This is a genomic window from Variovorax sp. LjRoot175 (assembly GCF_964253805.1).
Lineage (GTDB): Bacteria > Pseudomonadota > Gammaproteobacteria > Burkholderiales > Burkholderiaceae_C > Variovorax.
The window spans coordinates 364,884-390,313 of record NZ_CAXURY020000004.1 but is presented as its reverse complement, the minus strand read 5'-3'; the positions used below and the strand labels follow the sequence as shown (position 1 = coordinate 390,313).

Annotated in this window: 22 protein-coding genes and 3 pseudogenes; 17 read left to right on the top strand and 8 right to left on the bottom strand. The window is 63.3% G+C overall.

Annotated elements, in window-relative coordinates:
• Positions 1-256 precede the first annotated feature (256 nt).
• Positions 257-1,516 carry an AAA family ATPase gene (locus ACSQ89_RS43020; RefSeq protein WP_436298216.1) on the top strand — a complete coding sequence of 420 codons (1,260 nt, stop codon included), beginning with the start codon at positions 257-259 and terminating at the stop codon, positions 1,514-1,516.
• A gap of 346 nt (positions 1,517-1,862) precedes the next feature.
• On the opposite strand, the pseudogene ACSQ89_RS43015 reads toward ACSQ89_RS43020, so the two are convergent.
• Positions 1,863-2,318 (bottom strand): annotated as a pseudogene (locus ACSQ89_RS43015) (ATP-binding protein); the annotation flags it as partial.
• A gap of 94 nt (positions 2,319-2,412) precedes the next feature.
• Between ACSQ89_RS43015 and ACSQ89_RS43010 the strand changes: the two are divergent.
• Positions 2,413-3,036 (top strand): substrate binding domain-containing protein, encoded by a 624-nt coding sequence (locus tag ACSQ89_RS43010; RefSeq protein WP_436291918.1) that lies wholly within the window; start codon positions 2,413-2,415, stop codon positions 3,034-3,036.
• Here the strand turns inward: ACSQ89_RS43010 and ACSQ89_RS43005 are convergent.
• Both ACSQ89_RS43005 and ACSQ89_RS43000 read right to left on the bottom strand, forming a co-directional pair.
• A complete protein-coding gene (locus ACSQ89_RS43005; RefSeq protein ID WP_436291919.1) occupies positions 3,033-3,755 on the bottom strand; it encodes an SDR family oxidoreductase in 723 nt (240 codons plus the stop codon). The genes ACSQ89_RS43010 and ACSQ89_RS43005 overlap by 4 nt on opposite strands.
• 85 nt (positions 3,756-3,840) lie before the next feature.
• Positions 3,841-4,512, bottom strand: coding sequence for a peroxiredoxin-like family protein (locus ACSQ89_RS43000; protein ID WP_436291920.1), 672 nt, complete (start codon positions 4,510-4,512; stop codon positions 3,841-3,843).
• Positions 4,513-4,850: 338 nt separating this feature from the next.
• Here ACSQ89_RS43000 and ACSQ89_RS42995 point away from each other — a divergent pair, with 338 nt between their 5' ends.
• The 5 genes from ACSQ89_RS42995 (at position 4,851) to ACSQ89_RS42975 (ending at position 9,789) form a co-directional block, all read left to right on the top strand.
• On the top strand, positions 4,851-5,960 hold the full coding sequence (locus tag ACSQ89_RS42995; RefSeq protein ID WP_436291921.1) for an alkene reductase: 1,110 nt from the start codon (positions 4,851-4,853) through the stop codon (positions 5,958-5,960).
• Positions 5,961-6,117: 157 nt separating this feature from the next.
• Entirely contained in the window at positions 6,118-6,735 is a 618-nt protein-coding gene (locus ACSQ89_RS42990; RefSeq protein WP_436291922.1) for a TetR/AcrR family transcriptional regulator, read from the top strand.
• A 96-nt stretch (positions 6,736-6,831) separates the two neighbouring features.
• On the top strand, positions 6,832-7,755 hold the full coding sequence (locus tag ACSQ89_RS42985; RefSeq protein WP_436291923.1) for a ketopantoate reductase family protein: 924 nt from the start codon (positions 6,832-6,834) through the stop codon (positions 7,753-7,755).
• 83 nt (positions 7,756-7,838) lie between these two features.
• Positions 7,839-8,703 (top strand): IS5 family transposase gene (locus ACSQ89_RS42980; protein ID WP_436298215.1). Its coding sequence is split into 2 segments (ribosomal slippage): positions 7,839-8,257 and positions 8,256-8,703, totalling 867 coding nucleotides; the frame shifts between segments, so codons are not numbered across the junction.
• 36 nt (positions 8,704-8,739) lie between these two features.
• Positions 8,740-9,789 (top strand): enolase C-terminal domain-like protein, encoded by a 1,050-nt coding sequence (locus tag ACSQ89_RS42975; protein WP_436291924.1) that lies wholly within the window; start codon positions 8,740-8,742, stop codon positions 9,787-9,789.
• 479 nt (positions 9,790-10,268) lie between these two features.
• Here ACSQ89_RS42975 and ACSQ89_RS42970 read toward each other — a convergent pair whose 3' ends face one another.
• On the bottom strand, positions 10,269-11,189 hold the full coding sequence (locus ACSQ89_RS42970; protein WP_436291925.1) for a LysR family transcriptional regulator: 921 nt from the start codon (positions 11,187-11,189) through the stop codon (positions 10,269-10,271).
• A gap of 122 nt (positions 11,190-11,311) precedes the next feature.
• On the opposite strand from ACSQ89_RS42970, the gene ACSQ89_RS42965 reads away from it, so the two are divergent.
• The 4 genes from ACSQ89_RS42965 (at position 11,312) to ACSQ89_RS42950 (ending at position 14,807) form a co-directional block, all read left to right on the top strand.
• Positions 11,312-12,064: an SDR family NAD(P)-dependent oxidoreductase gene (locus tag ACSQ89_RS42965; RefSeq protein ID WP_436291926.1), complete on the top strand. Its 753-nt coding sequence runs from the start codon at positions 11,312-11,314 to the stop codon at positions 12,062-12,064.
• Between the two features lie 51 nt (positions 12,065-12,115).
• Positions 12,116-12,655, top strand: a complete 540-nt coding sequence (locus ACSQ89_RS42960; protein ID WP_436291927.1) for a carboxymuconolactone decarboxylase family protein — start codon at positions 12,116-12,118, stop codon at positions 12,653-12,655.
• 25 nt (positions 12,656-12,680) lie between these two features.
• Positions 12,681-13,616, top strand: coding sequence for a DMT family transporter (locus tag ACSQ89_RS42955; RefSeq protein WP_436291928.1), 936 nt, complete (start codon positions 12,681-12,683; stop codon positions 13,614-13,616).
• A gap of 96 nt (positions 13,617-13,712) precedes the next feature.
• Positions 13,713-14,807, top strand: a complete 1,095-nt coding sequence (locus ACSQ89_RS42950; RefSeq protein WP_436298214.1) for a cupin domain-containing protein — start codon at positions 13,713-13,715, stop codon at positions 14,805-14,807.
• Positions 14,808-14,898: 91 nt separating this feature from the next.
• On the opposite strand, the gene ACSQ89_RS42945 is transcribed toward ACSQ89_RS42950, so the two are convergent.
• Positions 14,899-16,134, bottom strand: coding sequence for an IS4 family transposase (locus tag ACSQ89_RS42945; protein ID WP_436291930.1), 1,236 nt, complete (start codon positions 16,132-16,134; stop codon positions 14,899-14,901).
• A 147-nt stretch (positions 16,135-16,281) separates the two neighbouring features.
• Between ACSQ89_RS42945 and ACSQ89_RS42940 the strand changes: the two genes are divergently transcribed.
• The 3 genes from ACSQ89_RS42940 to ACSQ89_RS42930 all read left to right on the top strand — a co-directional run bounded on the left by ACSQ89_RS42940 (position 16,282) and on the right by ACSQ89_RS42930 (position 19,672).
• Positions 16,282-16,794 carry a winged helix-turn-helix transcriptional regulator gene (locus ACSQ89_RS42940; protein WP_436298213.1) on the top strand — a complete coding sequence of 171 codons (513 nt, stop codon included), beginning with the start codon at positions 16,282-16,284 and terminating at the stop codon, positions 16,792-16,794.
• 146 nt (positions 16,795-16,940) lie between these two features.
• Positions 16,941-18,335 carry a mercuric reductase gene (locus tag ACSQ89_RS42935; RefSeq protein ID WP_436291931.1) on the top strand — a complete coding sequence of 465 codons (1,395 nt, stop codon included), beginning with the start codon at positions 16,941-16,943 and terminating at the stop codon, positions 18,333-18,335.
• Positions 18,336-18,358: 23 nt separating this feature from the next.
• A complete protein-coding gene (locus ACSQ89_RS42930; RefSeq protein ID WP_436291932.1) occupies positions 18,359-19,672 on the top strand; it encodes a class I SAM-dependent methyltransferase in 1,314 nt (437 codons plus the stop codon).
• Between the two features lie 90 nt (positions 19,673-19,762).
• Here the strand turns inward: ACSQ89_RS42930 and ACSQ89_RS42925 are convergent.
• Positions 19,763-20,156: pseudogene (locus ACSQ89_RS42925) on the bottom strand (peroxiredoxin-like family protein); the annotation flags it as partial.
• Positions 20,157-20,441: 285 nt separating this feature from the next.
• Between ACSQ89_RS42925 and ACSQ89_RS42920 the strand changes: the two are divergent.
• Both ACSQ89_RS42920 and ACSQ89_RS42915 read left to right on the top strand, forming a co-directional pair.
• A complete protein-coding gene (locus ACSQ89_RS42920) occupies positions 20,442-21,191 on the top strand; it encodes an SDR family NAD(P)-dependent oxidoreductase (RefSeq protein ID WP_436291933.1) in 750 nt (249 codons plus the stop codon).
• A 20-nt stretch (positions 21,192-21,211) separates the two neighbouring features.
• Positions 21,212-21,507, top strand: a pseudogene (locus ACSQ89_RS42915) (SDR family NAD(P)-dependent oxidoreductase); the annotation flags it as partial.
• Between the two features lie 256 nt (positions 21,508-21,763).
• On the opposite strand, the gene ACSQ89_RS42910 reads toward ACSQ89_RS42915, so the two are convergent.
• Complete coding sequence (locus ACSQ89_RS42910) at positions 21,764-22,666, bottom strand: LysR family transcriptional regulator (protein WP_436291934.1); 903 nt, start codon at positions 22,664-22,666, stop codon at positions 21,764-21,766.
• 112 nt (positions 22,667-22,778) lie between these two features.
• Positions 22,779-23,951, bottom strand: a complete 1,173-nt coding sequence (locus ACSQ89_RS42905) for an MFS transporter (RefSeq protein ID WP_436291935.1) — start codon at positions 23,949-23,951, stop codon at positions 22,779-22,781.
• A 497-nt stretch (positions 23,952-24,448) separates the two neighbouring features.
• Here ACSQ89_RS42905 and ACSQ89_RS42900 point away from each other — a divergent pair, with 497 nt between their 5' ends.
• Complete coding sequence (locus tag ACSQ89_RS42900) at positions 24,449-25,399, top strand: DMT family transporter (protein ID WP_436291936.1); 951 nt, start codon at positions 24,449-24,451, stop codon at positions 25,397-25,399.
• Positions 25,400-25,430 lie beyond the last annotated feature (31 nt).

Here is a 25,430-nt window from a genome sequence, read left to right as displayed (position 1 = left end):
ACGTACCATAGAAAGGGGGACGCAATATTGCCATTTTTTCTCGGATCGCGCTAACCTGTTGGTCCGGTGAAGATCATGCGTACTGTCTCAATACTCCTTTGTGCGGCCCCCATCGCCATTCGCGTTGGGAAGTCGACTTCCGGCCAGCGTCGATCGGTCGAGAACAAGTCTCGAACCCGAATGTACCTCGCGCTGTCTGCGATATTGATCAAACTTTAGGAGCCTTGATCTACGGGGCTCCGTATCAGGAGCCATTGTGTTCTCGAGACTAGACGAAGCCCCGGCGGGCTTCCATCCCTTCGCATTGGGCCGCTCCTATCCCGAGAAGGGGGTCGAGTTGCTACTGCCGCTGGCCCTCGCGGACGAACTCCGCCAGAAACGGGAAGAGCGCGCGAGGATCGCGCAGGCAGCGCTCGACGCGGAAGAGAACCTGCGGCGCGAGGATCTTCGCGCACGGACGAGTCCGTCGGCATCTGCAGCGCCCCCTGTACCGAACCAGGTCGCATTCCTTAAGGCATTCGAGCGCGGAGTGGCACGTCGCCGCCGCGATCGACACCACCCAGTCCTTCGCGGCGAGGAACTTCTGCGGGTGATCGGGCGCATCGCGACGCTTCGAGACAAGGACTATCAAAAGCGCGAACTCGAGCTCACCAAGAAGCTCGAGCTTGCCGGCGCCCTGCGCGATGTTACGAATCCAGCATTCCGGCCGACGAAGTGGGCAAGCGCGCTTGAGTATCTGCGTGAGGCGCATCCGCATTTTGCCGAAGTGACGGACTTCGTGGCTCGCCGCGTGACGCTTTCGACGCACGGACGCCAGCCCTTGAAGATCCCGCCCCTCCACCTATGGGGCGATCCTGGGCTTGGCAAGACTCACTACGCCAACGATTTGGCACAGGCCCTTGGAGCGCCGATCCGTCGCCACTCCATGGAGAACGCTCAGACCACCTCGTTGCTTCTCGGTACCGAACGACACTGGAGCACTGCCACGCAAGGGCTGATTTTCGAGCAGGTCTGCCTTGGACGGGTGGCCAATCCCGTGTTCCTGATCGACGAGCTCGACAAGGCGCCAAGAGGTTCGCAATACGATCCGCTGGCTCCGCTCCATTCACTCCTCGAGCCGGTCACGGCCAGCAGGGTGAGAGATGCGTCGCTTGATATCGAGTTCGATGCGAGCTTGGCGATCTACATCGCGACCTCAAATGACCCGGACAGGGTGCCTGACTCGCTGCGCTCTCGATTTCGCGAGTTTCATGTCTTGCCGCCCACTGGCGCACAGGCGCTGCAGGCTGCGCGGGTGGTTGCAACTGCTGCGACGAACCAACTCGGCGTCTGCGGATTCGCCGCGCCCGACCCAGCGCTCTGCAACAAGCTCGCACACCTGTCGGCTCGGGAAATCTCTCAGACGGTACAGGACGCGGTCGCTCGCGCTGTGGATGCCGGTAGGCAACATCTCACACTGGCAGACCTTCCGGCTGACGTTCTGGATGAGAGCGTGATTCGAAGCACCCTTCATTGACTGAATGCGTCTCCCGGGATGCTGCCAGGATCGATCGCAAGAGCATCCTCTGGATCGCCCCTCAGGGAGCCGCCACTCTCAGCAGTTCGCCCCCGAGGCGCGGACTTCCAATCGCTTCGGCCAACGCCGGCAACCCTGCGTGAAGCTGCAAATTGCGTTCCACGTCAAAACGCCTGAGGTCTGACGACGGGGTGGCGTGCAGCGATTCCAAGGTGCGCTCCTTCTGTGTAAGTCGAGTAGATCTGTATGCGTCCGGGCATACCGTGTCTTGGCCCCGGATGGCCACTTCAAATACCCCCCCTGTGGCCGGCGCAAACTCCTCCAGGAAGGACAGTGGAATTATTGATCAGTCATGGTCGGTACTGAGCGCCAATCGGGCGGCGGCCTCCTTGAGTCGGTAGCTTCTCCCCTCGAACTCGAGCATGACTGCGCGATGCATGAGGCGGTCCAGGATGGTCGTGCCCATGGTGGCATCGCCGAGATACTTGCCCCAGTCCTGCACGACCCGGTTGGAGGTGACGATGATGCTGCTGCGACGTTTGTAGCGTTGATGGACGACAGACTGCAGCACCTCGGCGCTGGTGTCCGAGATGCGCCGCGCCAGGAACAGATCGTCCAGTACAAGGAGATCGGGTTCCACATAGGCGTTCGGCATAGCGGCCTGCTCAGCCGGCGTGGACAGCGCGAAACGGGCGAACTCGGTGTCGGCTTCGACGTAGCGCACCTCGTGCCCTTGCAGGGTCGCCTAGTAGGCCACGGCCTTGGCGACGTGGCTCTTGCCGGTGCCCGGCGAAGCGGCTACATAGTGCCCGCGAACAGCTGCAGAGCTTGTTCGCATCAACTACCCCTTCCATCCTCGTGCAGGCATGAGGTCGAAGTGCTCGGCCGATTGCGGCATGGCACAGAAGACTTCCAAGCGGGCCGGCTGCTCAATGAGCGGGCACGGCGTGCGGTCGAAGAAGCTAACGAGGCAGAACTCGCAGCGCGCGGTGCCGGCGCGAACCTCTCAGGCAAGTTGCGGGGTATGCGCAGCGGTCACGTTCGCGCGGCTGCACATCATTCCGGCCGTCAATGCTTTTCTGGTCATACACCCGGGCCTCAACCTGAAGGTGGTACTCGACGATCGCAACGTGGATCTGGTCGAAGAGGGAATCGACGTCGCGTTGCGCATGGATGAGCTCAGTGACTCCAGCATGGCGGCCCGCAGGCTGGGCGAGAGCCGACGTGTCGTAGTGGGTACGCCAGCCTACTTTGCCAGGGCCGGCATACCCCAGGCGCCAGCCGACCTGTCGGGGCATCAGGCCATCGTCTACAACCAGGGCGGTGGCGGCATTGCCTGGACATTCCGGCGCGGCAGTTCGGAATCCTCGGTCGCGGTATCCGGTCGGATGTCGATCAACGTGTTCCCGACGGGGCGCATGGTGAGCACCAAAACGCGAGCGTTCGTTGCCTTCGTTGAGGAAACATTGGGTCTCTCGATGGCGGCCAGCTCCGAGGAGCCGGAGGCCACCGTCAGCTAGAAAGCCGCCTTTCCGATCGATGCGCCGCCATCGGCAAACAATGTCTGCCCCGTCATAAACGCAGCGTCATCGGACAGCAGAAAACCGATCACGGCAGCAATTTCTTCCGGGCGGCCGAGACGCCCCATGGGCACGCCCGCCAGGTATCGCTTCTCGCCCGCGCTGCCGGGTGGGTTGTTGGCGCGGAATAGCTCGGTCTCCGTCGGACCCGGCGCAACGGCGTTGACCGTGATGCCGGTAGTGGCCAGTTCCAGGGCCCACGACCGCGTGAAGCTGATCAGCGCTGCCTTGGCGGCAGCGTAGGCCGTGCGCTCAACCATCCCAAGCACCGTCAGGCTCGAGACGTTCACGATGCGCCCGCGTCCCATCCTGCGCATGGCGGGCAGCAGCGCCTGCGCGCTCTGCAGTGCCGGATGCAGGTTGACGCTGAGCACTGCGTCCAGCGCTTCCAACGTTACCTCACCAAGCTGCTGCGGCCGAACAAGACCAACGTTGTTGACTACACCGTCGAAGCTGTTCCTCAGGCTAAGCTCTTCGAGCACAGCCTGCGTGCTGGCACGATCGGACAGATCGACGGACACGAGCGTGCCCGGAAAGCTGTCATCCGAAGCGTCGCGCGCCAAACCCACCACATGATTTCCATCGAGAGCCAGTCGCGCGGCCAATGCCCGCCCGATTCCTTTGCTCGCTCCGGTGATCAGGTAGCTTCTACGTGACATATCCTGCTTCCTTTCTCTGCGCAAAGTGGGCGTCATCCATTGCACACCCACCCCGCGTCTTTAGCGTCGTTCTGGAGAGCTTGATTCAGGCGGCGGCACGCGCCTTGCGAAGCACCGGCAGCATGTCCGACGGCTCCGGACGCCGCGTGTAGTCCGGGCTGACTTCGGAGTACAGGATCGTGCCGTCCTGACCGATCACATAGCGCGCTGGCATCGGCAGCGTCCAGCTGTCATCGCCATTGAACGCCGGAAGGTCGTTCTTCAGGCTCTTGTAGAGATCGACCAAGTAGTCCGGGAGCGCGAAGCGCAAGCCGAAGGCATGCGCCACGTCATTCATGGTGTCCGACAAGATGGGGAAATCAAGCTTATTCTGGCGCACCGACTTGCGGCTGTTCACCGGGTTCTGAGGCGAGATCGCAACCAGGCTCGCCCCTTCTGCGCTGAACGACGACAAGGCTTCCTGCAGCGCCTGCAGTTCCAGGTTGCAGTATGGGCACCACACGCCGCGGTAGAAACTGATGACCAGCGGTCCCTTGGTCAGGAGTTCGGTGGACGAGACGGTGTCGCCGTCCGGGTCTTTGAGGCTGAACGCAGGAGCCTTGTCTCCGGCCTTCAATGTGCGATTCGCCTGACCGGATGCAATCAGTGCTTTTGTCGCTCGCTCCATGACGGGATGGATCTCGGCTGGTGCGTTGTACGGCGGCTTTCCGGCCTTGAAGTCGGCCTTGAAGGCATCGAGCTTTTCTTGCAGTGACATGTTGGTTCCTTCGCAGTGAAATGAAGTTGCGGTTTGGGTCAGCCCCCAAACCGAAGCGAATGCTCGATGAGTCCGCATTCGTCCACCAGCCTTCAGCCACTCATAACACCTATTCCTCAAAGAGATAGAGCACTCCTGACTCTGGGACACAGCGGGTCGATGTCATCTATTCCTTTCGGGAACTAGACCTATCGCCATGGGGTACCTACCCTGCCTCACCTTTCAACAACACCATTGCTTCACGAAACATCATCATCCAGGTCCATCGCCGGTATGAAAGGGCTGCAGGCCCACGGAACGACACACCAACCTCATCTTCAAACTCAAGAAAACCAGCAATGAGCAAACTCTTCAGCAAAACCCAGATTGGACCCTACGAGCTGGCGCACCGCGTAGTTCTCGCGCCGTTGACGCGCATGCGCTCAGAGTCGGGCGATGTGCCCGGAGACCTCATGGTCGCTTACTACAGCCAGCGATCGACCAAAGGCGGACTGCTGATCGCCGAAGCGACTGCAGTCTCTCCGTCGGGCATTGCCTACGCAGGGGCGCCAGGCATCTACACCGATGCTCAAGTGAAGGGCTGGAAGCGGGTGACCGACGCCGTGCATGCGAGGGGTGCACGCATCTTCCTGCAGCTCTGGCACGGCGGGCGCCAGGCGCACCCCGACAACATGAACGGCGCGCTGCCCATTGCGCCGTCGGCGCTACGCGCAGAAGAGAAGTCTGTCGTCCGCGACAGCGCCGGAAATTTCCTCGAGGCCGATCAGGTTGTGCCGCGTGCGTTGCTGCTCGACGAGATTCCTGGCGTGGTCGAGGAGTTTCGACGCGGGGCAGAGCTTGCCAAGGCTGCAGGTTTCGACGGTGTGGAACTGCATGCTGCGAACGGCTACTTGCCGGACCAGTTTCTGCAGGACGGCAGCAATCACCGCAACGACGCATATGGTGGTCCGGTCGAGCGCCGCGCGCGCTTCCTCTTGGAGGTGGTCGAGGCGATGACGTTGGTTTGGCGTGGGGACCGGGTGGCTGTGCGGCTATCTCCGAGTGGCAAATTTGGCACGATGCTCGACAGCAATCCGACCGCGACCTTCGGCTACGTCGCTGAGCAGCTCAATCGATTCAAGCTGGCCTTCCTCCATGTGATCGAGCCTCGCATTCGAGGCTATGAGGACATCGAACTGGGTGCTTCCGCCGTGGCCTCGAAGAGCCTGCGCGGCATCTTCAAGGGCCCGATCATCGCCGCCGGCGGGTTCGCCAGGGAGAGCGCCGAAGAGATCCTCACCGCGGGAGATGCAGACTTGGTCGCATTCGGGCGTAACTTCATCTCCAACCCTGATCTGCCGGAACGCCTGCGCCTAGGTGTCCCCCTGAACAGCTATGACCGGAACACCTTCTACGGTGGCGATTCGCAAGGTTACACCGACTACGGTTTCCACCATGCCGAGAGCTAGTCGGCCCGAAGCGGATGGTTCGGCGCCGCCACACCGCGGGATCGTCGTTCGCCTTCTAGTTTTAGATCGATTGATACATAATTCGATCCTCGAATCGAGCAGCAACGGCACAACGCGAATGGCCCCGGTGGAACACAAGACAGAGTGAATACGCAACATGGCAAGACCGCGAGCCTTCGATGAAGCAGCTGTACTGGACGCCGCCGTCCAGTGCTTCTGGACGCGCGGCTACGCGGCCACCTCAGTGCGCGAGTTGGCCGAGGGCATGGGTATCAATGGCCCCAGCCTCTACAACGCCTTTGGCGACAAGCGGGCGCTGTACCGCCGTGCGCTGGAGCACTATTTAGACCAGAGCGTACGCGACCGCATCGCTCGGCTCGAGGGCGTGCTACGGCCGCGGGAGGCGATTGCTGCATTTCTGCAGGAGATCATCGATCGGTCGATGAGCGACCGCAAACATCGCGGCTGCATGCTGGTGAACGCTGCACTCGAGGTTGCACCACACGACGCCGAATTCCGCCGAGTCATCGCCAAAGAACTCAAGCAGATCGAAGGCTTCTTTCTCCGTTGCATCCAGGCTGGTCAGCAGTCCGGCGAGATCGCCCCCGCGCAGAACGGTGAGGATTTGGCGCGACTCCTTCTGGGCGTGCTGCTCGGGACGCGCGTACTGGCACGTACGCGACCGGAGCGCGCGCTGCTCGAAGCCATCGTGCGCCCCGCGCTCGCGCTCCTAGGCATGCCGGGCAAGCCTCGGCGGAAGCGTTCCGTCCATTGAACAGCAGGGCTCATCCGCAATGTCCCGATCCTCAAACCTGTACTCGGCGCGAGGCATGCGAAACATCGTTCAATCTCAATCGAAGGAGGAGGCATCATGAGAATCACGGTCATGGGCACCGGCGGCGTCGGTGGTTACTTTGGGGCACGTTTTGCGAATGCCGGGCATGACGTTACGTTCGTGGCGCGCGGAGGCCATCTCGCGGCTATTCGCGAGCACGGGCTGCGCGTGGAGAGTCCGCGAGGCGATCTGCACCTGCGCAACGTGAATGCTACCGACAGGCCCGCCGAGATCGGCACCACCGACATCGTGCTGTTCGGTGTCAAACTGTGGGATACCGCCTCAGCCGCCGAGGCCATCAGGCCCTTGATGAGCCCGCACACAGCGGTGGTGTCGTTTCAGAACGGCGTGGTGAAAGACGAGGTCCTGCGGCAGGTGCTGGGCGAGGAACATGTGATCGGTGGTGTTTGCTATATCGCCGCGACCATCGCCGAGCCAGGATTGATCCGACATTCCGGGGCCATGCAAAAACTGGTATTCGGCGAGTACGACGGCATTGCCTCTCCGCGTGCGAACGCCTTGCGTGATGCCTGCGTGGACGCAGGCATCGACGTCGAGCTTAGCGACAGCATCCGCCAGACGATCTGGGAGAAGTTCGTCTTCCTGGTTGGACTGTCGGGCACTACCAGTTTGGCGCGTACTCCCATCGGCCCCATCCGCAGCCACATGCGTTCGCGCGCCTTCCTGCACGACGTCATGGATGAGGTGGTTCAGGTAGCAAGGGCCGAGGGCGTGCCGCTGCCCTCCTCGTATGCGGACGATCGTCTCGCATTCGCCGACCAGGTACCCGCAACAATGACCTCTTCGATGCACAACGACCTCGAACGAGGCAACCGACTTGAAGTCCAGTGGCTCAGTGGCGATGTGGTGGCGCGCGGCGCCCGCCTCGGGGTTGCGACGCCCTGCAACCGGGCAATCTTCGACATCCTCTCCCTGCACGGCGAAGGAAGTCTCGCATGATTCGCCACAGCGGCCTTAGAACTTATCCGTAAATAGTAAACTACGCCTCCGAGCCGCATTGAGCGCGGTGTCGGAGCGAGACGATGACGGCAAAGCGAGTCGAGTCCTGGGTGGTGACGGATGAGTTCTGGCAGCGGGTCGAACCGCTGATTCCGGCGCGCGCCGCATTGCCGAAGAAGGCGTACGTTCGAAGTCCTGGCGCAGGACGACCGCCGAAGCCTGCGCGGCAGGTGTTCGAGGCCATCGTGTACGTGCTGCGCACGGGGTGCCAGTGGAAAGCATTGCCCAAGGAACGCTTCGGCAGCGCCAGCGCCATCCACAAGCGCTTTCTCGAGTGGGAGAGGGCAGGCTTCTTCGAGGCACTGTGGAAGGCAGGGCTGGCGGAGTATGACCAGATGCAAGGCATCGCCTGGCGATGGCAGAGCGTTGACGGGGCGATGTTCAAGGCTCCCTTGGCGCAAGAATCTGTCGGACCGAACCCGACGGACCGGGGGAAAAAAGGGGAGCAAGCGCCACCTGCTGGTGGACGGCCGTGGCGTCCCGTTGTCGTTCATCGTGACCGGGGCCAACGTGAATGACGGCAAGCGAATCGATGAGGTCCTCAGCGCCATCGTGGTCGAGCGCGAGCGCACGCCAATTCGACGCAGCAAACACCTGTGCGCAGATGCCGGCTACCGAAGCGCGGAGGCCCTTCACATCATTGAGTCGCACGGCTATATCCCTCATGTCGTGGACCGTAGGCAAGAGACTGAGGCCAAACGGCGCCAGCCGTGGAAGAAGGCTCGCCGTTGGGTGGTCGAGGTATGCCACAGTTGGTTCAACCGCTTCCGCAAGCTGTTGGTGCGCTACGAGAAGCTCGAACGCAGCTTCCTCGCACTGAATCATCTTGCCGCCGCAATCATTGCCTACCGAAAGGTGCCGCTGGCGGTGAATATTATTTACGGATAACTTCTTAGGGTACGGTCCGTCGAGGCCACGCTGGTCGTGGTACCGATGCGGCGAGCCCTCGATACGAGCGCAATGCGGATCACGCAGGCGCCGTTGTTGCTGATCGATCTGCAGACCAACGAAGGCATCACTGGGCATGCGTATCTGTTTTGCTATTTGCCAGCGGCCGGGTATGCGGCGCTTGCAATGGTGCGCGATGCCAATGCCCTATTGGCCGGGAACTCGGCCGCGCCTCTCGAGGTCCGAGGCCTGCTGGAGGCCCGCTTCAGGCTTCTGGGCGCGCGTGGCGTCGTCTCCATGGTGATGGCTGGCATCGACATCGCGTGTTGGGATGCGCTGGCTATTGCGGCCGGCCTGCCGCTGGCGCGCCTGCTGGGCGCGCCGCTGCGTTCGACACCGGCCTACAACAGCAATGGGCTGGGCCTCTTGAATCCGCAGGCTGCGGCAGACGAGGCATTGGAGCTGGTGGACGAGGGATTCCATGGCATCAAGATGCGCCTTGGAAGACCGACTGCGCAGGAGGACCTGGCCGCGGTGCAGGCCGTCCGTTCGGCGGTCCCCGGCGACATCGCGCTCATGGCCGACTTCAATCAAGGGCTGACCCCTCGCGAGGCGCATGAGCGGTGCCGGCTGCTCGACGACGAAGGTCTGTACTGGATAGAGGAGCCGGTGGCGCACGATGACTACACCACCAGCGCCGAGCTCGCTGCCCTGCTGCGCACACCCGTGCAGATCGGCGAGAACTTCGCCGGCCCGCGCCCGATGGCCCAGGCGCTGGAACGCCGGGCCTGCGATCTGGTCATGCCGGATCTGGAGCGCATCGGCGGCGTCTCGGGATGGATGCAAGCGGCCGCGTTGGCTGAAGTGGCGCGCATCGAGCTCTCATCCCACCTGTTCCACGAAGTCAGCGCGCATCTGCTGGCTGCCACTCCGACCGCGCATTGGATCGAGTACGTCGACTGGACCGATGCGATCGTGCAAGAGCCCTTGAAGGTGATCGACGGGCGCATCACGCCACCGCACCGGCCGGGCAATGGCTTGGCGTGGGATGCAGATGCCGTCAAGCGGTACAAGCAGTTGGCGTGAAGCGACCTTGTTCGCGGTCCCGCTCAGCCTGCATGGCGCAGCCTGCGCACCGCGGTTGACGGGCTGAGTCCCAACGCCTTGGCGACGCGCGCGTGCTGCCATGCTCGTTCAAGGCCTGCCGCAGCAGCTCACGCTCGTAGAGCTCGATACGTTCGCGAAAGGCGCTCGCCCCGGCCATGGAACTACTTGCAGGGGGAAAATCACCCGCACGTATCTCAATGCGTTGATCGCGCGCATGCGTGATCGTCGGGCGCAGAGCCAGCCCTTCAAGCTGCCGCCTGAAGACGTGTGCGAACTTCCGAAACGGACTACTAAGACTAAGGCTGCGTGCTGCATGCCTGTGCGGCGAAGCATCACTGTCTTCTCTCGGCCAGCCGGGCGACGTGCGCAATGCGTCGCATGCTTGCGCAAGAGCGCGACAAGCTGCTTGAGCGCCTTAGCTTGATGGCGCTCAAGCCCAGGGCTAGGTCAACAGCATCTCAACCTAGAGCCATCGCTTTCGCGACATGCTCGGCGAAGGCTTTCACCTTGGCAGAGTGCCGGCGCTCATGCGGACTCACCAGATGAATCGGCATGGTGACCGTTTCCCAGTCCGGCAACAGCCGCTGAAGTTCGCCGCTGGCGATCTCTTGATCGAAGAGCCATTCCGGCGAATAGCCGATGCCCATGCCCGAGAGGACCGAGGCCCTGATCACCTCGCTGCTATTGGTTTGCAGGTTGCCTTCCACATGCACGGTCCGCTTCGTGCCCGCCGGTTCCGGCGCTCCCGGACCGGCCGTGAAGCCCCAGGCGTTGCGCATCGGGACCTCCGTGTAGACCACGCAGTTGTGCCGGGCCAGGTCCTCCGGCACCTTGGGCGCCTTAGTCCCCTTCGGCAGCGAACGCAGATAGCTGCGGTGGGCCACCAGGACCCGGCTCGTCGTCCCCACGCGCCTGGCGAGCAGGCTGCTGTCCGGCAGATCGCCGATGCGCACCGCCACATCGATTCCCTGTTCCACCAGGTCGATGAAGCCGTCGTGAAGACGCAGGTCGATCTTCACGCCGCGATGCGCAGCCAGGAATGACTGAACCACCGGCATGAGCTTCAGGCGCCCGAAGCCCACCGATGCCGCGATGCGAAGCCAACCCGTGAGCTGCTGTTCGCCGCGTCGCAAGGCGCCTTCTGCCTCGGCGATTTCCGCGACAAGGCGCCGCGCCTGCTCGAAGTAGCGCGCGCCCTCTTCCGTCAGCGCGAGCGAGCGCGTGGTGCGCGTCAGCAGCTTCGCACCGAGTTCGCGCTCCAGAGCGGCGACCTGCTTGCTCACTGCGCTCTGCGTAGTGTCGGACTCGTGCGCCACCGCCGAAAAACTCCCCGCCTCGACCACACGCACGAAGGTCTTCATCGCCAACAGCTTGTCCATGGGTTCTCGATATATGCCTGTATGGACTCAATGATATGAGCGCCAACCGTCTATATCAAATCGCCGGAATCAATCAAAGTTCACCCATCGCAACAACCCTCAAGCAACGAAGGAGCCCTGAAATGAACAAGCAACCCGTCGTCCTGATCACCGGTGCACTCACCGGCATCGGCCGCACCACCGCACTCGCCTTCGCCCGCGAAGGCCATCGCATCGTCGTCAGCGGCCGTCGCGAAGAAGCCGGTCAGGCCCTCGCCGCCGAGCTGCGCGCTTTGGGTGCCGAGGCCGAGTTCCTGCGTGCCGACGTGCGTTTCGAAGCCGAGGTCCGCAGCTTGATCGAGCAGACCGTCGAGCGCTTCGGCCGCCTCGATGTGGCGGTGAACAACGCCGGCACCGAAGGCGAACAGGGCCCGATCACCGAGCAGACGGCCGCAAACTACGAAACCACCTTCGCGACCAACGTGCTGGGCACGCTGCTGTCGCTCAAGCATGAGATGCGCGTGATGCTGGCCCAAGGCTCGGGCTCCATCATCAACCTCTCCTCGATTGCGGGCCAGGTCGGCTTCGCAGGGGCTTCGGTCTATGCGGCCAGCAAGCACGCTGTCGAAGGGCTCACCAAGAGTGCCGCGCTCGAAGGCGCCGCCGCCGGGGTGCGCGTCAACGCCGTGGCGCCCGGGCCAGTGGCCACCGAGATGCTCGAGCGCTTCGTCGGCGGCAGCGAAGAAGCCAAGACGGGCTTCCTTTCGACAATCCCGGCCCGGCGCGCCGCCACACCGGAAGAGATCACTCAAACCATCGTGTTCCTCGCCAGCGACAAGGCGCGCTACCTCACCGGGCAGCGCATCGCCGTCGACGGCGGCTACACGGCGCAGTGAAGCGCCGTTCCATCCACCACCACCACGTCTTTTAACCCCAGGAGTATCAGCATGACCACCATCAACGTCCCCACTCGCGACGAAGTGTCCCCTGCCAACCAGGCGCTCTTCGACCAGCTCACCAAGAGCATCGGCAAGGTGCCGAACCTGTACGCCACCTTCGCGCATGCAGAGCATGCGCTGGGAGCCTACCTTACCTTCCAGAACGCCAAGAGCAGCATCACCGGCAAGGCGCGCGAGGTGGTCAACCTCGCGGTGAGCCAGGTGAACGGCTGCGAGTATTGCCTCGCGGCGCACACGGTGATCGGCAAGATGAACGGCCTCAGCGATGCGCAGATCCTGGAGATCCGCGGCGGCAGGGCCCGCTTTGATCCCAAGCTCGACGCGCTCGCGCAGCTGGTGCGCAACATCGCCAGCGAGCGCGGCCATGCTGACCCGGCGCTGGTAGACGCCTTCCTTGCCACTGGCTGGACGAAGGCCAACCTGGTGGACGTCATCGTGGCGATCGGCGACAAGACGGTGACCAACTACCTGCATGCAACCACGCGCGTGCCGGTGGACTTCCCAGCCGCGCCGAAGCTCTCCGTCTAAGCGCGGGGCAAACAAGGAGAGCGCCATGACTCTGCACAATCCGGCTTTGCCCCTCGTGGTCAAGGAAGATTTCAAACGGCTTGCCCACGGCGCGGCGGTCGGATTGCTGGCGGCGGGTATCGGCGCCCTCTACACTGTCTATGCTCGCTGGGGCATCGCCCGAGGCCTGGAGTCGCCCGATCTGACCGCACTGCGCTTCGGCGTGGCGGGCTTGGTGACCCTGCCGATTCTGGTAATGGCCTGGCGCAAGGATCGGCAGGTGCTGATCCTCCGCTGGAAGCTGTGGCTGCTCATTTCCTTGCTCGCTGGCACGCCCTTCGGCCTTCTGACCTTTGGCGCGCTGCAATTGGCGCCTGCGAGCCACTCGGCCGTGTTTCCGTTCGCGGCAATGAGCATCATGGGGATGTTGCTGGGCGCCATCGTTCTCGGCGAGAAGCTCACCTTGCGCAAGGCCGTTGGCATAACCGTCGTCGTCGCAGGCTTGATTCTCGTTTCGGGACTGAACGCGACCACCTTCACTGCTCGTGCCATGCTGGGGGATTCGATGTTCATCGCCGCCGGAACTCTCTGGGCTGGCTTCGGCATTGCGCTTCGAAACCATCGTCTCGACCCGCTGCTGGCCACTGCCGTGATCGCCTTCTCGGCTTTCATGACCTACATTCCCGTCTACTTGACCACGGCGGGGGTCCAACGATTGCTCTCGGTGACCTCCGAAGTCTTCTGGACGGAAGCTTTGGTGCAAGGGCTGATCGCTGGCGCGGGAACCCTGTTCACTTATGCCCGCATGGTCTCGCTGCTGGGTGCGGCCCGCGCGGCCGTGTTCCCGGCTCTCGCGCCGGGCCTGGCCGCCCTGATGGCCTGGCCCCTGCTCGGCCACAGCCCCACCGTCGCGGAAACCGCAGGCCTCGTCGTCGTCATGAGCGGCCTGATTTGGGCTGTGACCGGAGCCGCTCGCCGCTGACGTTGCGAAGAACCCGTCTCGACCATCAACTCGGCCATCAGCACCTTGGAATCAGCCGCAACGCGCGCCCACTTGCCGGACCACCCTCTCACTGCCATGGACTGGCTAAGCCATCTTCTCGACATGATCCCAGTAACCGGGCAGCTGGAAGTTCGCTGCCTCTACGGCATCCCTTGGCGCGTAGCGTACGAGCCCTCGAAAACGGGGGAGATCCCATTCCACGTGGTGCTCGGCGGCACGGCGATTCTTGAAGACCCGGACGGCGGCGACCCCCTGCAGCTCGGTGCCGGTGACATCGTGCTGTTGCCTCACGGCTCGGCACACGTCCTGCATGACGGCAGTGGGGCACCGCCCGCGCCGGTACTCGAACGCCGGAACCAGAACCTGACCATCCGCGAGAACGCCGAAGCCGGCGACCGCCTCGACATGCTGTGCGGACGCTTCATCCTCGCACCCGAGCACGAACGCATCATCCGTGGCTACATCCTCTCGACCTTGGTGGTGGTGCGCGGAGCGCGCGGCGATGTCGCCGGGCGATCCACAACCCTTGCGCAACTGGCAAGTCTCGTTGGTCTCATGCAGACCGAGTCGACCGCAGATAGCCTGGGCGGCCGTGCCATGCTGAACGCTTTGTCAGCGGCACTCCTCACGCTGACCTTGCGCCACGCTATCGATTCTTCGGAAGCGCCCGCCGGCTTGCTGGCGCTCGCAGCCCATCCACGTCTCGCGCCCGCGCTGAATGCCATGGTGTCCGCCCCGGCGCGCGCTTGGACCCTGCCGGAGTTGGCAAACCTTTGCAACATGTCGCGAGCAACTATGGCGCGCCACTTCCGCGAGAGGCTGGGACGCTCCGCCGCCGACCTCTTGACCGACATCCGCATCACGCTAGCGGCCAATGAACTGAAGAAGCCATCCGTCTCGATCGAAGGTGTCGCCGAGTCGGTCGGCTATCAATCAGCGCGAGCCTTTCGTCTCGTTCTCAAGCAACGCATCGGCATGTCGCCGGCGGAATGGCGCCGTGCATCAGCGTCTCAAGACCTATCAAGACCCAATACTGTTCGTTTATGGCATAAAGCTCCTGAATCGACGCGGTATGTGGGAATCGGCTGGCTTGGGTCGGGGTCCAGGCGGCCCGATGATCTCGGGCGTGCAATCCGTGGGCACGCGCGTCGGCGCGTGGTGGTCGAATGATGCGTAGGGCGAGTGGCGCCGCTTGAGCATCCGCGGCGAGCGCTTGTTCAGCGTGCGCGTGGCGCGGATCCGGGCGCAGGCTTCGAGCAGTTCATCGAACCATCGTCGTCGACGCCTCGGGCGCGCTGGGGGGAAAGGCCCCGGAGCGGGGCTGTGCGCGGCGTAGCAGCTGCACATGCCCTGTGAAGGACAGCTCGGCGTGCGGTATTCGGTGCCGCGTGGCGCCCTGATGCAACAGCCAGCGCACCGAGTAATGCGCCAGTACCCAGCCATAGAACTCCTGGCGCACGAGCTCCGCGGTCTTGCTGCGCAGCACGCGCCGGCTCTGGCGCAGGTGCGTCTTGAGCTCGTCGAACACGCCCTCGATCTCCCAGCGCTGGTGGTACAGCGCTGCCAGTTCCAGCGCCGGGGCGATTTGCGGGTCCAGCAACGTGGTCAGCAGTCGGTAGCGCGGTTGTGCATCGGTCAGTCCCGGCAAGGCGTATTCGATGACACGCACCACGATGGCTTGGCTCATCGCCTCGCTGCGGCTCACACCGGTGGGATGGATGGCACTGAGGTACGAACCGTCGTCGAGCATGCGATGCACGGGCAACTGGCGGTTGCCCACGCAGCGCCAGAGCAACTGCGCCCCGGTGGCTTGCGCCTGCTGCCAGTGCTCGAAGCCGTTGAACCCCCGGTCGGCCATGCACAGCATGCCCGGCTCGAGCCGGGGCAAGAGCGGCTGGAACAGCTCCCATTCGCCGCTGCGGTAGGGCCCCAGGTTGGCGCCCAGGATCGCGTGCGTGGCGCACTCCACCAGGACCATGCATCGTGCCTGCGGGTAGCCAGCGTGGCCGATGCGGCTGCCCGGGTAGCCGAACTGCGCCGCGTTCTCCACCTCGTCAGGCAGCTCGAAGGTGCTGCCGTCAATGGCCACCAGCCTCAAGCCGGCATAGAACGCGTGGGAATGCGCCTGGGCGTCGGCCATGGGCACACAGCAGCGCTCGACCAATTCACGCATCGGCGCCGCGCCGATCTTGCTGCGCAAGCCGCTGATCGAGGACTTGGTCACCCGGGGCGGCTCGGCAGCGCCGGCGGCCCACGCCAGGCCCTGCGACACGGCGGCGAACACCTCCTCGTAGGCGGCCTCGGGGTACAGGCTCAGGGCCATGCAGTAGTACGCCCCTGCCACCGCTGGAAAGCTGCGCATGCGCTGTGAGTTGCAGCCGTGGGCGTCGAGCACGGCGTTGACGACCTCGGCCGGCACCACCCGCGCCAACAGGCTGGCGCTCAGAAAGTCAGCCAGCCTTGCTCCGCTGCCCAGGACCGCCTTGGTTCGCGCCATGCTCAACTCCGTCGTTGCGACGGCAGCCATTATGCATCACAATTCTATATCCGAACAGTATTGTATCAAGACCGAACGTCCTTCCTTGAGAAGAGGGATGAGACGATCCAACCGTTAGTTGAGCAACATCGGTCTTAGCGATTCCGAATGGACCACGTAAAGTCTCAGCTCTTTTTTTCCTCTTGGATGAGTTCTTTACCCGGACATCCATGTCCCGGCAACGAACAGACAATGACCATGACAGTCCCCATGCGAGAGCCCGCGACTCGCAACAAAGAATACACCCCCGAAGTTTGCGCATCCGTCCATGAGATTCTGGCGCGCATCGGAGATAAATGGACAGTCGCCATCGTGACGGCGTTGGGGGACAGACGCATGCGATTCAAGATCCTCCATCGCTCGGTTGGTGGCGTCTCGCAGCGAGTGTTGACCACCTGTCTCAGGAACCTGGAACGAGATGGGCTGATGGTGCGAACGGCCTATCTCACCGTGCCACCGAGCGTGGAGTATGAACTGTCTGAGCGTGGTCGTTCCCTCAGAGACACTCTGGAGCCAATTGCCGTGTGGGTGCAGGCACATTGGCAAGCCATCGAGCAGTCTAGGCGGCGATTCGACTTCGAAACGCAAAAGCCATCAACCTCAATAGTTACCAATTGGTAAGTAACTGACCAATAAGTGCCTTCTTGCGGATTTATCCCGACAAGCAATACTTCCCCTCACCAAGACGCAAGACAACGACGGTCAACTAGTCATTGGCCTTGGAGTCGCTCGGCTTATTCACTGGTAGTCGTACGCAAAAGGAACTTATGTCCAACCCTGAGCATTTCGAAATTCTCATTCTCGGCAGTGGCGGAGGCGGCAAGTTGCTGGCCTGGAACATGGCACGTGCTGGGCGGCGGGTCGCCGTCATCGAACGCCGATGGGTTGGCGGGTCGTGTCCTAACATCGCCTGCCTGCCCAGCAAGAACGAGATCTCCAGCGCGAGGGTCGCACACCTTGCACGTCATGCCGCCGCTTTCGGCACGCTCACCGGTCCGGTCACGATCGATATGGAGAAGGTCCTCCAGCGCAAGCGCTACATGGTCGAGGGCGAAGTCGCCTTTCATCTTCAGGCGTACAAAGGCAGTGGCGCCGAACTGGTTATGGGAAGCGGGCGCTTTAGCGCGCGCAAGACGCTGGAAGTTCGCCTGAACGACGGCGGAACACGCGTGCTCACGGGCGACCAGGTCGTCATCAACGTCGGCACACATGCGTTGCTACCCGACATCCCCGGCCTGCAGGCCGCTCGGCCTCTCACTCACATCGAAGCGCTGGAGCTTGATTATGTGCCGGCGCATTTGATCGTGCTTGGCGGTGGCTATGTCGGTCTCGAAATGGCGCAGACCTATCGCCGTTTCGGCAGCCACGTCACAGTGATCGAATCCGGACCGCAGCTCATGGCCCGGGAGGATGCCGATATCTCGGAGGAGATGCTCCGGATCCTGCGTCAGGAAGGCATCGAGTTCGCGCTTGCAGCGCAGGTCGTCACCGTGCGAGGCCGCTCTGGTGAGCGCGTCAGCATGACCGTGCGCACGGCCTCCGGTGAGCGCACGATCGAAGGCAGCGATCTGCTAGTCGCCGCAGGTCGAGTTCCGAACACCGCCGGCATCGGCCTCGAAGAAGGCGGCGTCGAACTGGACGCCCGCGGCTACATCCGCGTAAACGAGCGATTGGAAACCAGCGCGCCCGACGTCTGGGCCATCGGCGAATGTGCCGGCAGCCCCCAGTTCACCCACGCCTCCGTCGACGACTTCCGAATCGTCAAGGAGAACCTGACCGGCGGGAAGCGCAGTACCAGCAACCGGCTCGTTCCCTATTGTGTCTTCACCGATCCCCCGCTCGCCCGCGTCGGACTGAACGAGCGCGAAGCCCAGCGCCAGGGCATCACGGCCCGCGTCGCCCGGCTGCCGATGAGCGCCGTGCTGCGGACCGAGGCTACCGGCGAGACACAAGGTTTCATGAAGGTTCTGGTCGGCACCGACGATCGAATTCTGGGTTTCACAATGGTGGGCTCCGAGGCCGGCGAGGTGATGTCGGCGGTGCAGATGGCAATGTTGGCCAAGCTGCCGTACACCACGCTGCGCGATGCCGTGATCGCGCACCTGACGATGGCCGAGGGGCTCGGCCCGCTTCTCGGGAACGTGCCGGCCCGGTCGGTTTGAAGCCCGCTGCACTTCGCCGGACCATGTTCCTCGAAGCCGCATTGTCTAGACTCATCAGGATCGGAACGCTGACGGTTACCTTTCCTGATGGATCGCAGCGAAGTTTTGGCACTGGACAAGAGCCACGCGCTGCATTCACGCTCCGGACCACGCGTGCTCAGCGCGGTCTTCTGCTGAATCCGGCTCTCGCCCTTGGCGAGGCCTACATGGATGGCGAACTCGAGCCCGCGTCCTGCAGTCTTTTCGAGATGCTGAATTTCCTGACCATGAACGCCATGGGCGGCGGCCGGCATCCCTTCGACAGAATCATGGAAAAAGTGCGTTGGTTTCGCCGCCACCTCGATCAGTTCAATCCCGAGGACCGCTCGAGGCGCAACGTCGCCCATCACTACGATCTCGATGCCCGCCTCTACGCCGTGATGCTCGATGAGGACCAGCAGTACTCCTGTGCTTACTTCCCAAGAGGCGATGAGACCCTCGAAGAGGCGCAACGCAAGAAGAAGCAGCACATCGCCGCAAAGCTGAAGCTCGATCGGCCCGGCCTGGAGGTAGTCGACATAGGCTGCGGTTGGGGCGGCATGGCGCTCTATCTCGCTCGCGAATTCGATGCCAGCGTCACGGGCCTCACGCTCTCCATCGAGCAACTGAAGGCAGCCACCCTCCGCGCGAAGGAAGCGGGACTGGACGACCGCGTTCGCTTCGAGCTGATGGACTACAGAAGATGGGAGCGGTCAGTGGACCGCGTGGTGTCCGTTGGCATGTTCGAGCATGTCGGCGTCAATCAGTACCGGACGTTCTTCAACACGCTTCGCTCCATGCTGAAAGACGATGGAGTCGCATTGATCCACGCCATCGGCAGGGCGGATGGGCCCGGAAGCACGAATCCCTGGATTGCGAAATACATCTTTCCAGGCGGCTACTCGCCGGCACTCTCGGAGGTCCTGTCAGTCGTCGAGAAGTCCGGCTTATGGACAACTGACATCGAGGTGCTGCGGCTTCATTACGCAAAAACCCTCGAACACTGGCGCCGGCGTTTCGACGGGCACCGCTCCGTGCTCTCAGAACTCTACGACGAGCGCTTCTGCCGCATGTTCGAGTTCTATTTGATTGTCTCGGAACTGGCGTTTCGGAGAATGGGCCTCATCAACTGGCAACTTCAGTTGACGCGCGACCTTGCTACGCTCCCGCTCTCGCGCGATTACATGGTTGATGCCGAACGCGCGCACCCAAAGAACTCAAGCGACCGGCCGTACGAGCCTGACATCCGGAAGAGCGAGCCGTTCCTCGCGCCATATTCGGCGGAGGTCACGGCCCCCGGCATGCCGAGCGGGAACTAGCTCGAACCGACACAACTCTGGTGCCAGTGGCTACCGCGAGCGCGGGCCCTGCGGAAACGAGGGTCAGCGCCCTCGCATAGGCTCATCGGCTTATTGCTTGGCCAGCTGCGCCTGCAGTACCGGAATCATGTCCTCCGGCTCGGGCCGCCGGGTGTAGTCGGGGTTCACCTCCGCGTACACGATCGTGCCGTCGGAGGCGATCACGTAGCGGGCCGGCATGGGCAGAGTCCAAACTGGTGTCGCCGTTGAAGGCCGGCAGGTTGTTGCCCAGATTCTTGTAAAGCTCCACCAGGTAATCCGGCAGCGCGAACTTCAGGCCGAAGGCCGTCGCCACATCATTGTTCGTGTCGCTCAGGATAGGGAAGGCCACGTTGTTCTGGCGCACCGATCTTCGGCTGTTGACGGGGTTCTGCGGCGAGATCGCCACAACGTTGGCCCCGAGTTCCTGGAACTTCGGCAGCGCCTCCTGCAGCGCTTGCAGCTCGGAAGCGGGCGGGCCAAAGCGGCACCCGCGCCGCACGCATACCGAGCATTCCGCATAGGAATTCGGTGGTGCTGCGACGTGCGCTTTGCGCTCTCGCATTCGAGGCGTAGCGGGACCACGTTCGCGTCGGAGCACGGCCATTCCGCAAGGGAATGCCTCGTATGTCCCTCAAATGGGATGCGCAGCCGCGCAGGCGATCCCATCATCCCGATTGCCGGAGGACGAACAGCGTTGGCCCTCCAGCGAATTCAGCATCCCCACAATGAAAGATCAAAGGAAATTCGTATGGGCAAACTCCAAGGAAAGGTCGCCGTGATCACCGGCGGCAGCAGCGGCATCGGGCTCGCTACCGCGCGCCTGTTCGTGAAGGAAGGCGCACACGTCGTCATCACCGGACGTCGCGAGCAGGAGCTGGCCGCGGCTGCCAAGAGCATCGGCGAACGTGTCACGACGGTAGCCGGTGACGTTCGCAACCTCGATGACCTCGACCGTCTCTACGACGTCGTGCGTCGCGAATTGGGCGGTATCGACGTGCTGATGGCCAATGCCGGATTTGTGGAACATGCGGCACTTGGCAACATCAGCCCCGAGCACTTCGACAAAACGTTCGGCATCAACGCCCGCGGCGTGCTGTTCACGGTGCAAAAGGGCCTGCCGCTTATGCGCAATGGCGGCTCCATCATCCTGGTGTCCTCCATAGCTGGCACGAAGGCGCTGCACGCCCACTCCACTTACAGCGCCACCAAGGCGGCTGTGCGATCGCTTGCTCGAACGTGGACGCTCGAGCTGAAGGACCGCGGCATTCGCGTGAACACAATCAGCCCGGGTCCTGTGGACACGCCCATCATCGACAGCCAGTTCGACACCAAGGAGAAGGCGGACAAGCTGCGCGAGCAGTTCGCCTCCGTGATCCCGCTGGGTCGCATGGGCCGGCCGGAGGAACTCGCTACCGCAGCGCTGTTCCTCGCCTCCGACGACTCCAGCTTCGTGGCTGGCATCGACCTTCCGGTTGATGGCGGCATGGCTCAAATCTGACTCTGAAACGCAAGAAAGACATCATGATCCTCAAAGGCAAAGTCGCTGTCGTCACGGGCGCATCCAAGGGCATCGGCGCGGGCATCGCCAAGGAGCTTGGCGCGCAGGGCGCCGCAGTGCAGTGAACTATGCGAATGACCGCGCCGGCGCCGAACAGGTGGTCGCAGCGATCGTGGCCGCCGGCGGCAAGGCCGTTGCCATCCAGGGTGACGTCGCCAAGGCTGCTGACGTGCAACGGCTGTTCGACGAGACGGAGCGGTCGCTCGGCACGCCCAGCGTCCTGGTCAACAACGCTGGGGTGTTCGCGTTCGAGCCTCAAGTCGCTGCACGTATTTCCCTTCGGGCATGCAAGCTATGCCCGCGCGCCGGCTGGTCGGAACACAAGGCCCATCACGCTGGAGAGGTGCGGGCTGCCGTACCAAGCGCATCCGGTGAACATCGACGTCTTGCGGACCTGCGCAAGCCGCTGACGGACGACATGGTCGGCGAGGTCCCTTTGGGAAGCGGCCAATACGAGCGGCGGTAGCCGTCGGACTGCGAGGCGGCGGGCCCCCTTGCTGCCTCGCCAAGGTTTAGCGAATCGCTTGAGAAGCCTCGCTGAGTACTGTCTGAACGAAGTCAACAAAGGCGCGGGCTTTCGCGCTGGACTTTCGCCCCGAAGGGTAGACTGCCCAGAGATCGATGACGGGCAGGTCCCAATCCGTGAGGACACGCCGGACCGTTCCGTTGGCCAGCTCTGGCGCGAACATCCACTCCGAGGCAATTGCGATCCCGAGGTCGGCGAGCACGGCAGCGCGTACACCCTCGGCCGCAGTGACCTGCACGCGGCCGGTGACCACCACGGACACTTCCGCACCGTCCTTGGCGAAGCGCCAGGACGCGCCGCCGCCACGCTGCGTGTAGATCACAGCCTCGTGCTGCGCCAAATCCCCGGGTGCCTTCGGCTGGCCGTGCGCGGCGAAATAGGCCGGCGTTCCCACTACGCAGCGGGGAGCCTGTGCGATCTTGCGCGCGGTCATTCCCGAATCAGGCAGGTCTCCCATGCGCAAGGCCACATCGATCCCCTCCTCCATCAAGTCGACGTTTCTGTCATCCAGCACAACGTCGACACTGAGCGCGGGATGTAGGTTTAGGAAGTCGCCCAGGCGAGGCACGATGTGCAGCCTGGCAAAGGTCACCGCCGCCGACACCCTGATGCGACCCGTCAGACTGGCCGATGCGCCTCGCGCGGCGAGGTCCGCCTCCTCCGCTTCATCAATGGCCCGCCGGGCATAGCCGTAGTAGGTTTGCCCCGCTTCGGTGGGGGTGAGGCTTCGGCTGGAGCGAAGCAATAGTTGCACGCCGAGGCGCTCCTCCAGCTGCGCGATCGACTTGGAAACCGCGGGTTGCCCGACATTCAGGCGGCGTGCGGCCCCAGAGAACGATCCGGTTTCGACGACAGCGGCAAAGGTTTCAATGGCGGCAAAGCGGTCCACGTGGTCTTTTTCTATTACACGGATGTGATGATAGTCGTGCTGTGCCGCTCGTCCAGCAGCCCAGGCAGCTGCACGTCTCGGTGCCCACTGCCATGCGCACCGTCGTTGAGAACTAAGTCTGACCCTGTCCAATCGGAAGAGACGAGGGTCGGGCGCGCGATAGCACACCACCGACCACCAGGGCTGCCACAGCCACGAGGCCGGCCGCCGTGCCGATGGCGGCAAGTCCGATGTGATCGATGACCTGTCCCCCGACCAGGGCGCCGCCGGCGATGCCCGTGTTGAAGAAGGTCACGCTCAGGGCTGCGGCTAGTGCTTCCTGGCCGACGGGCGCGGCCTTCATCACTCGCACATGGGTGGCAACGAAGCCCGCAGCGTGCGCAGTGCCCCAAACCGCCAGCACCAGTGCGGCCGCGAGCTTCCATTCCAGCAAGGGGGCGAACAGGTACATCGACAGTCCTGCGGCCGCCACGGCGACCAGCGCCACGCGCAGGGGCCCCACAGTGTCCAGCAGCCGCCCCGCGAGGGAGTTGCCCGCGATACCGACTGCGCCGAACCCCATCAGGGCCCACGCCACCGTGGACGGGCCCAATCCACCGAGCCGAGTCAGTGTGTCCGCCAGATAGGTGTATGCGGTGAGCAGCGCGCAGATAGACAACGCTGTCATCAGAAGATGGCCCAGGAACACAGGCTCGCGCAGTAGCGGGCCCGGCCTGAGACGCGGGGCGGCACGGTCGGGTTCCAGCCGAGGAAACACACGAAATATGACAGCGGCCATCACGACACACACGAGCGCGGACGCGGCAAAGGCCCATCGCCACGAGCTGGCGCTTGCGAGCAAAGTAGTCAACGGGGTTCCAACCACGCTGGCCACGGAGATCCCGCTGAAGACGGTCGCCACGGCTCGCCCGGCCCGCTCGGGCCCAGCGATGCGCGCAGCCGTTTCGCTGGCCATGCTCCAGAACGCCGGCAGGGCCAAGGCCGCGACGACTCGTCCGAGGGCCAGTATCTCGAATCCGGTCGCTGCGGCCGCGATGGTGTTGCCCGCCGCGGTAAGCAACAGAACCGCCGCGAAGAGGCGCCGCCGCTCGAAACGAGACGCTGCCATGGTCAGGAACGGAGACGTAACAGCCACAGTGAGGCCATACGCGGTCACCAGCAGGCCCACTTTCGACACCGGCACCTCCAAGTCAGCCGCGATCAGCGGGACCAAGCCCACGATGTTGAACTCGGTGGTGATCATCGCGAAAGCGGCCGCAGCCAGCGCCCAAACTGAAGCGCTCATGCCGTGCTCCCCTGCTGTCGGAATGCCCACCCGGCCCATTGGCGACATATGCAGGATGTGGTTTCGCGCTTCTGTGCTTTACGAAGGGCCACTTGGCAGTCGTTCGTCCTGCGTTTGCGCAGCGCAACGCGCTCGATGAGACGGAAGCGTAGGGGAACCGAGCTCCTGGAAGTCGGAGTTTCTCTTTCGGACATAGGGTGTTTCGGCACGGCTTGCGCGGCGCCAGCAATAGCAATCGCACGAATCTAGACACCCGCTGACCCGGCAACCAGTGACCGCGCACGACTAGCATGTATGCGCACGAGGAATGCTTCCGACCGGCTCCTCTTGTCACTGGTGGAACGCGCAGATCTGCGGGCACCCAGCTCTTGGACGTCGGACTTGCGCCGGCGCCTCCATTCCCCGCGGGAATTGCTCGTATGCGCCTGTGCACCTTCTTCTGGCACCGGCATTCATTCAAAGTGCCCCATCGGCACTCTGCCGCAAAGAGCCACACCATGACAGCCCGCATCTCAGACCAGAGCCACCTCGCAGCGCAAGCACCCGGGGTCAACACACCGAAGGGCATTGCCTATGGACTGCTGGCCGCGGGCATTGGCGCTCTGTACCTGGTTTACGCACGCTGGGGCGTCGAACGGGGCCTCAACGCGGCCGATCTCACCGCACTGCGCTTTGGCGTGGCCGGTGCACTCACGCTGCCGGTGCTACTGTCGATGTGGCACCGCGACCCTGCGGCCTTCACCGCGCAGTGGAAGACGTGGCTACTCGTCAGCCTGCTGGCGGGAACTCCGTTCGGCTTGGTGATGTTCGGCGCCCTGCAGTTCGCGCCGACCAGCCACGCCACCGTCTTCCCGTTTGCGGCGATGAGCGTCATGGGCATGCTGCTTGGCGCGGCGGTGCTCGGTGAGCGCATCAGCGCGCGCAAGGGCATGGCGATCGCTTTGGTGGTGGTCGGCCTGCTGCTCGTGTCCGGCCTCCAGAGATCCTCATTCGCCGGATCGTTGCTGGGCGACGCCATGTTCATTGCCGCCGGGACGCTCTGGGCTGGGTTCGGAATTGTGCTGAAGCGGCATCGCCTCGACCCGTTGCTGGCCACCTCGGTCATCGCCTTCTCCGCACTGGTGAGTTACTTGCCGGCCTACCTGGTTCTGACAGGCGCGCAAGGCCTTTCGAGTGCACAGAGCCATGTGCTGTGGCTGGAAGTGCTCGTGCAGGGACTGATCGCCGGCTGCGGCACCCTCTTCACCTACGCACGGGCGGTGTCCCTGTTGGGCGCTGGTCGCGCGGCAGTGTTTCCAGCCCTGGCGCCCGGACTCGCCGCGCTGCTGGCGTGGCCGATCCTGAATCACGCTCCCAGTTCACGAGAGCTTCTCGGGATCGTCGTCGTCATCGCTGGCCTTGCCTGGGCAGTCACCAGCCCGTCCAAGCCTGTGGACATCCAACACTAAGGAGGGCGGCCTCAACTCTGAAGTGCAACAC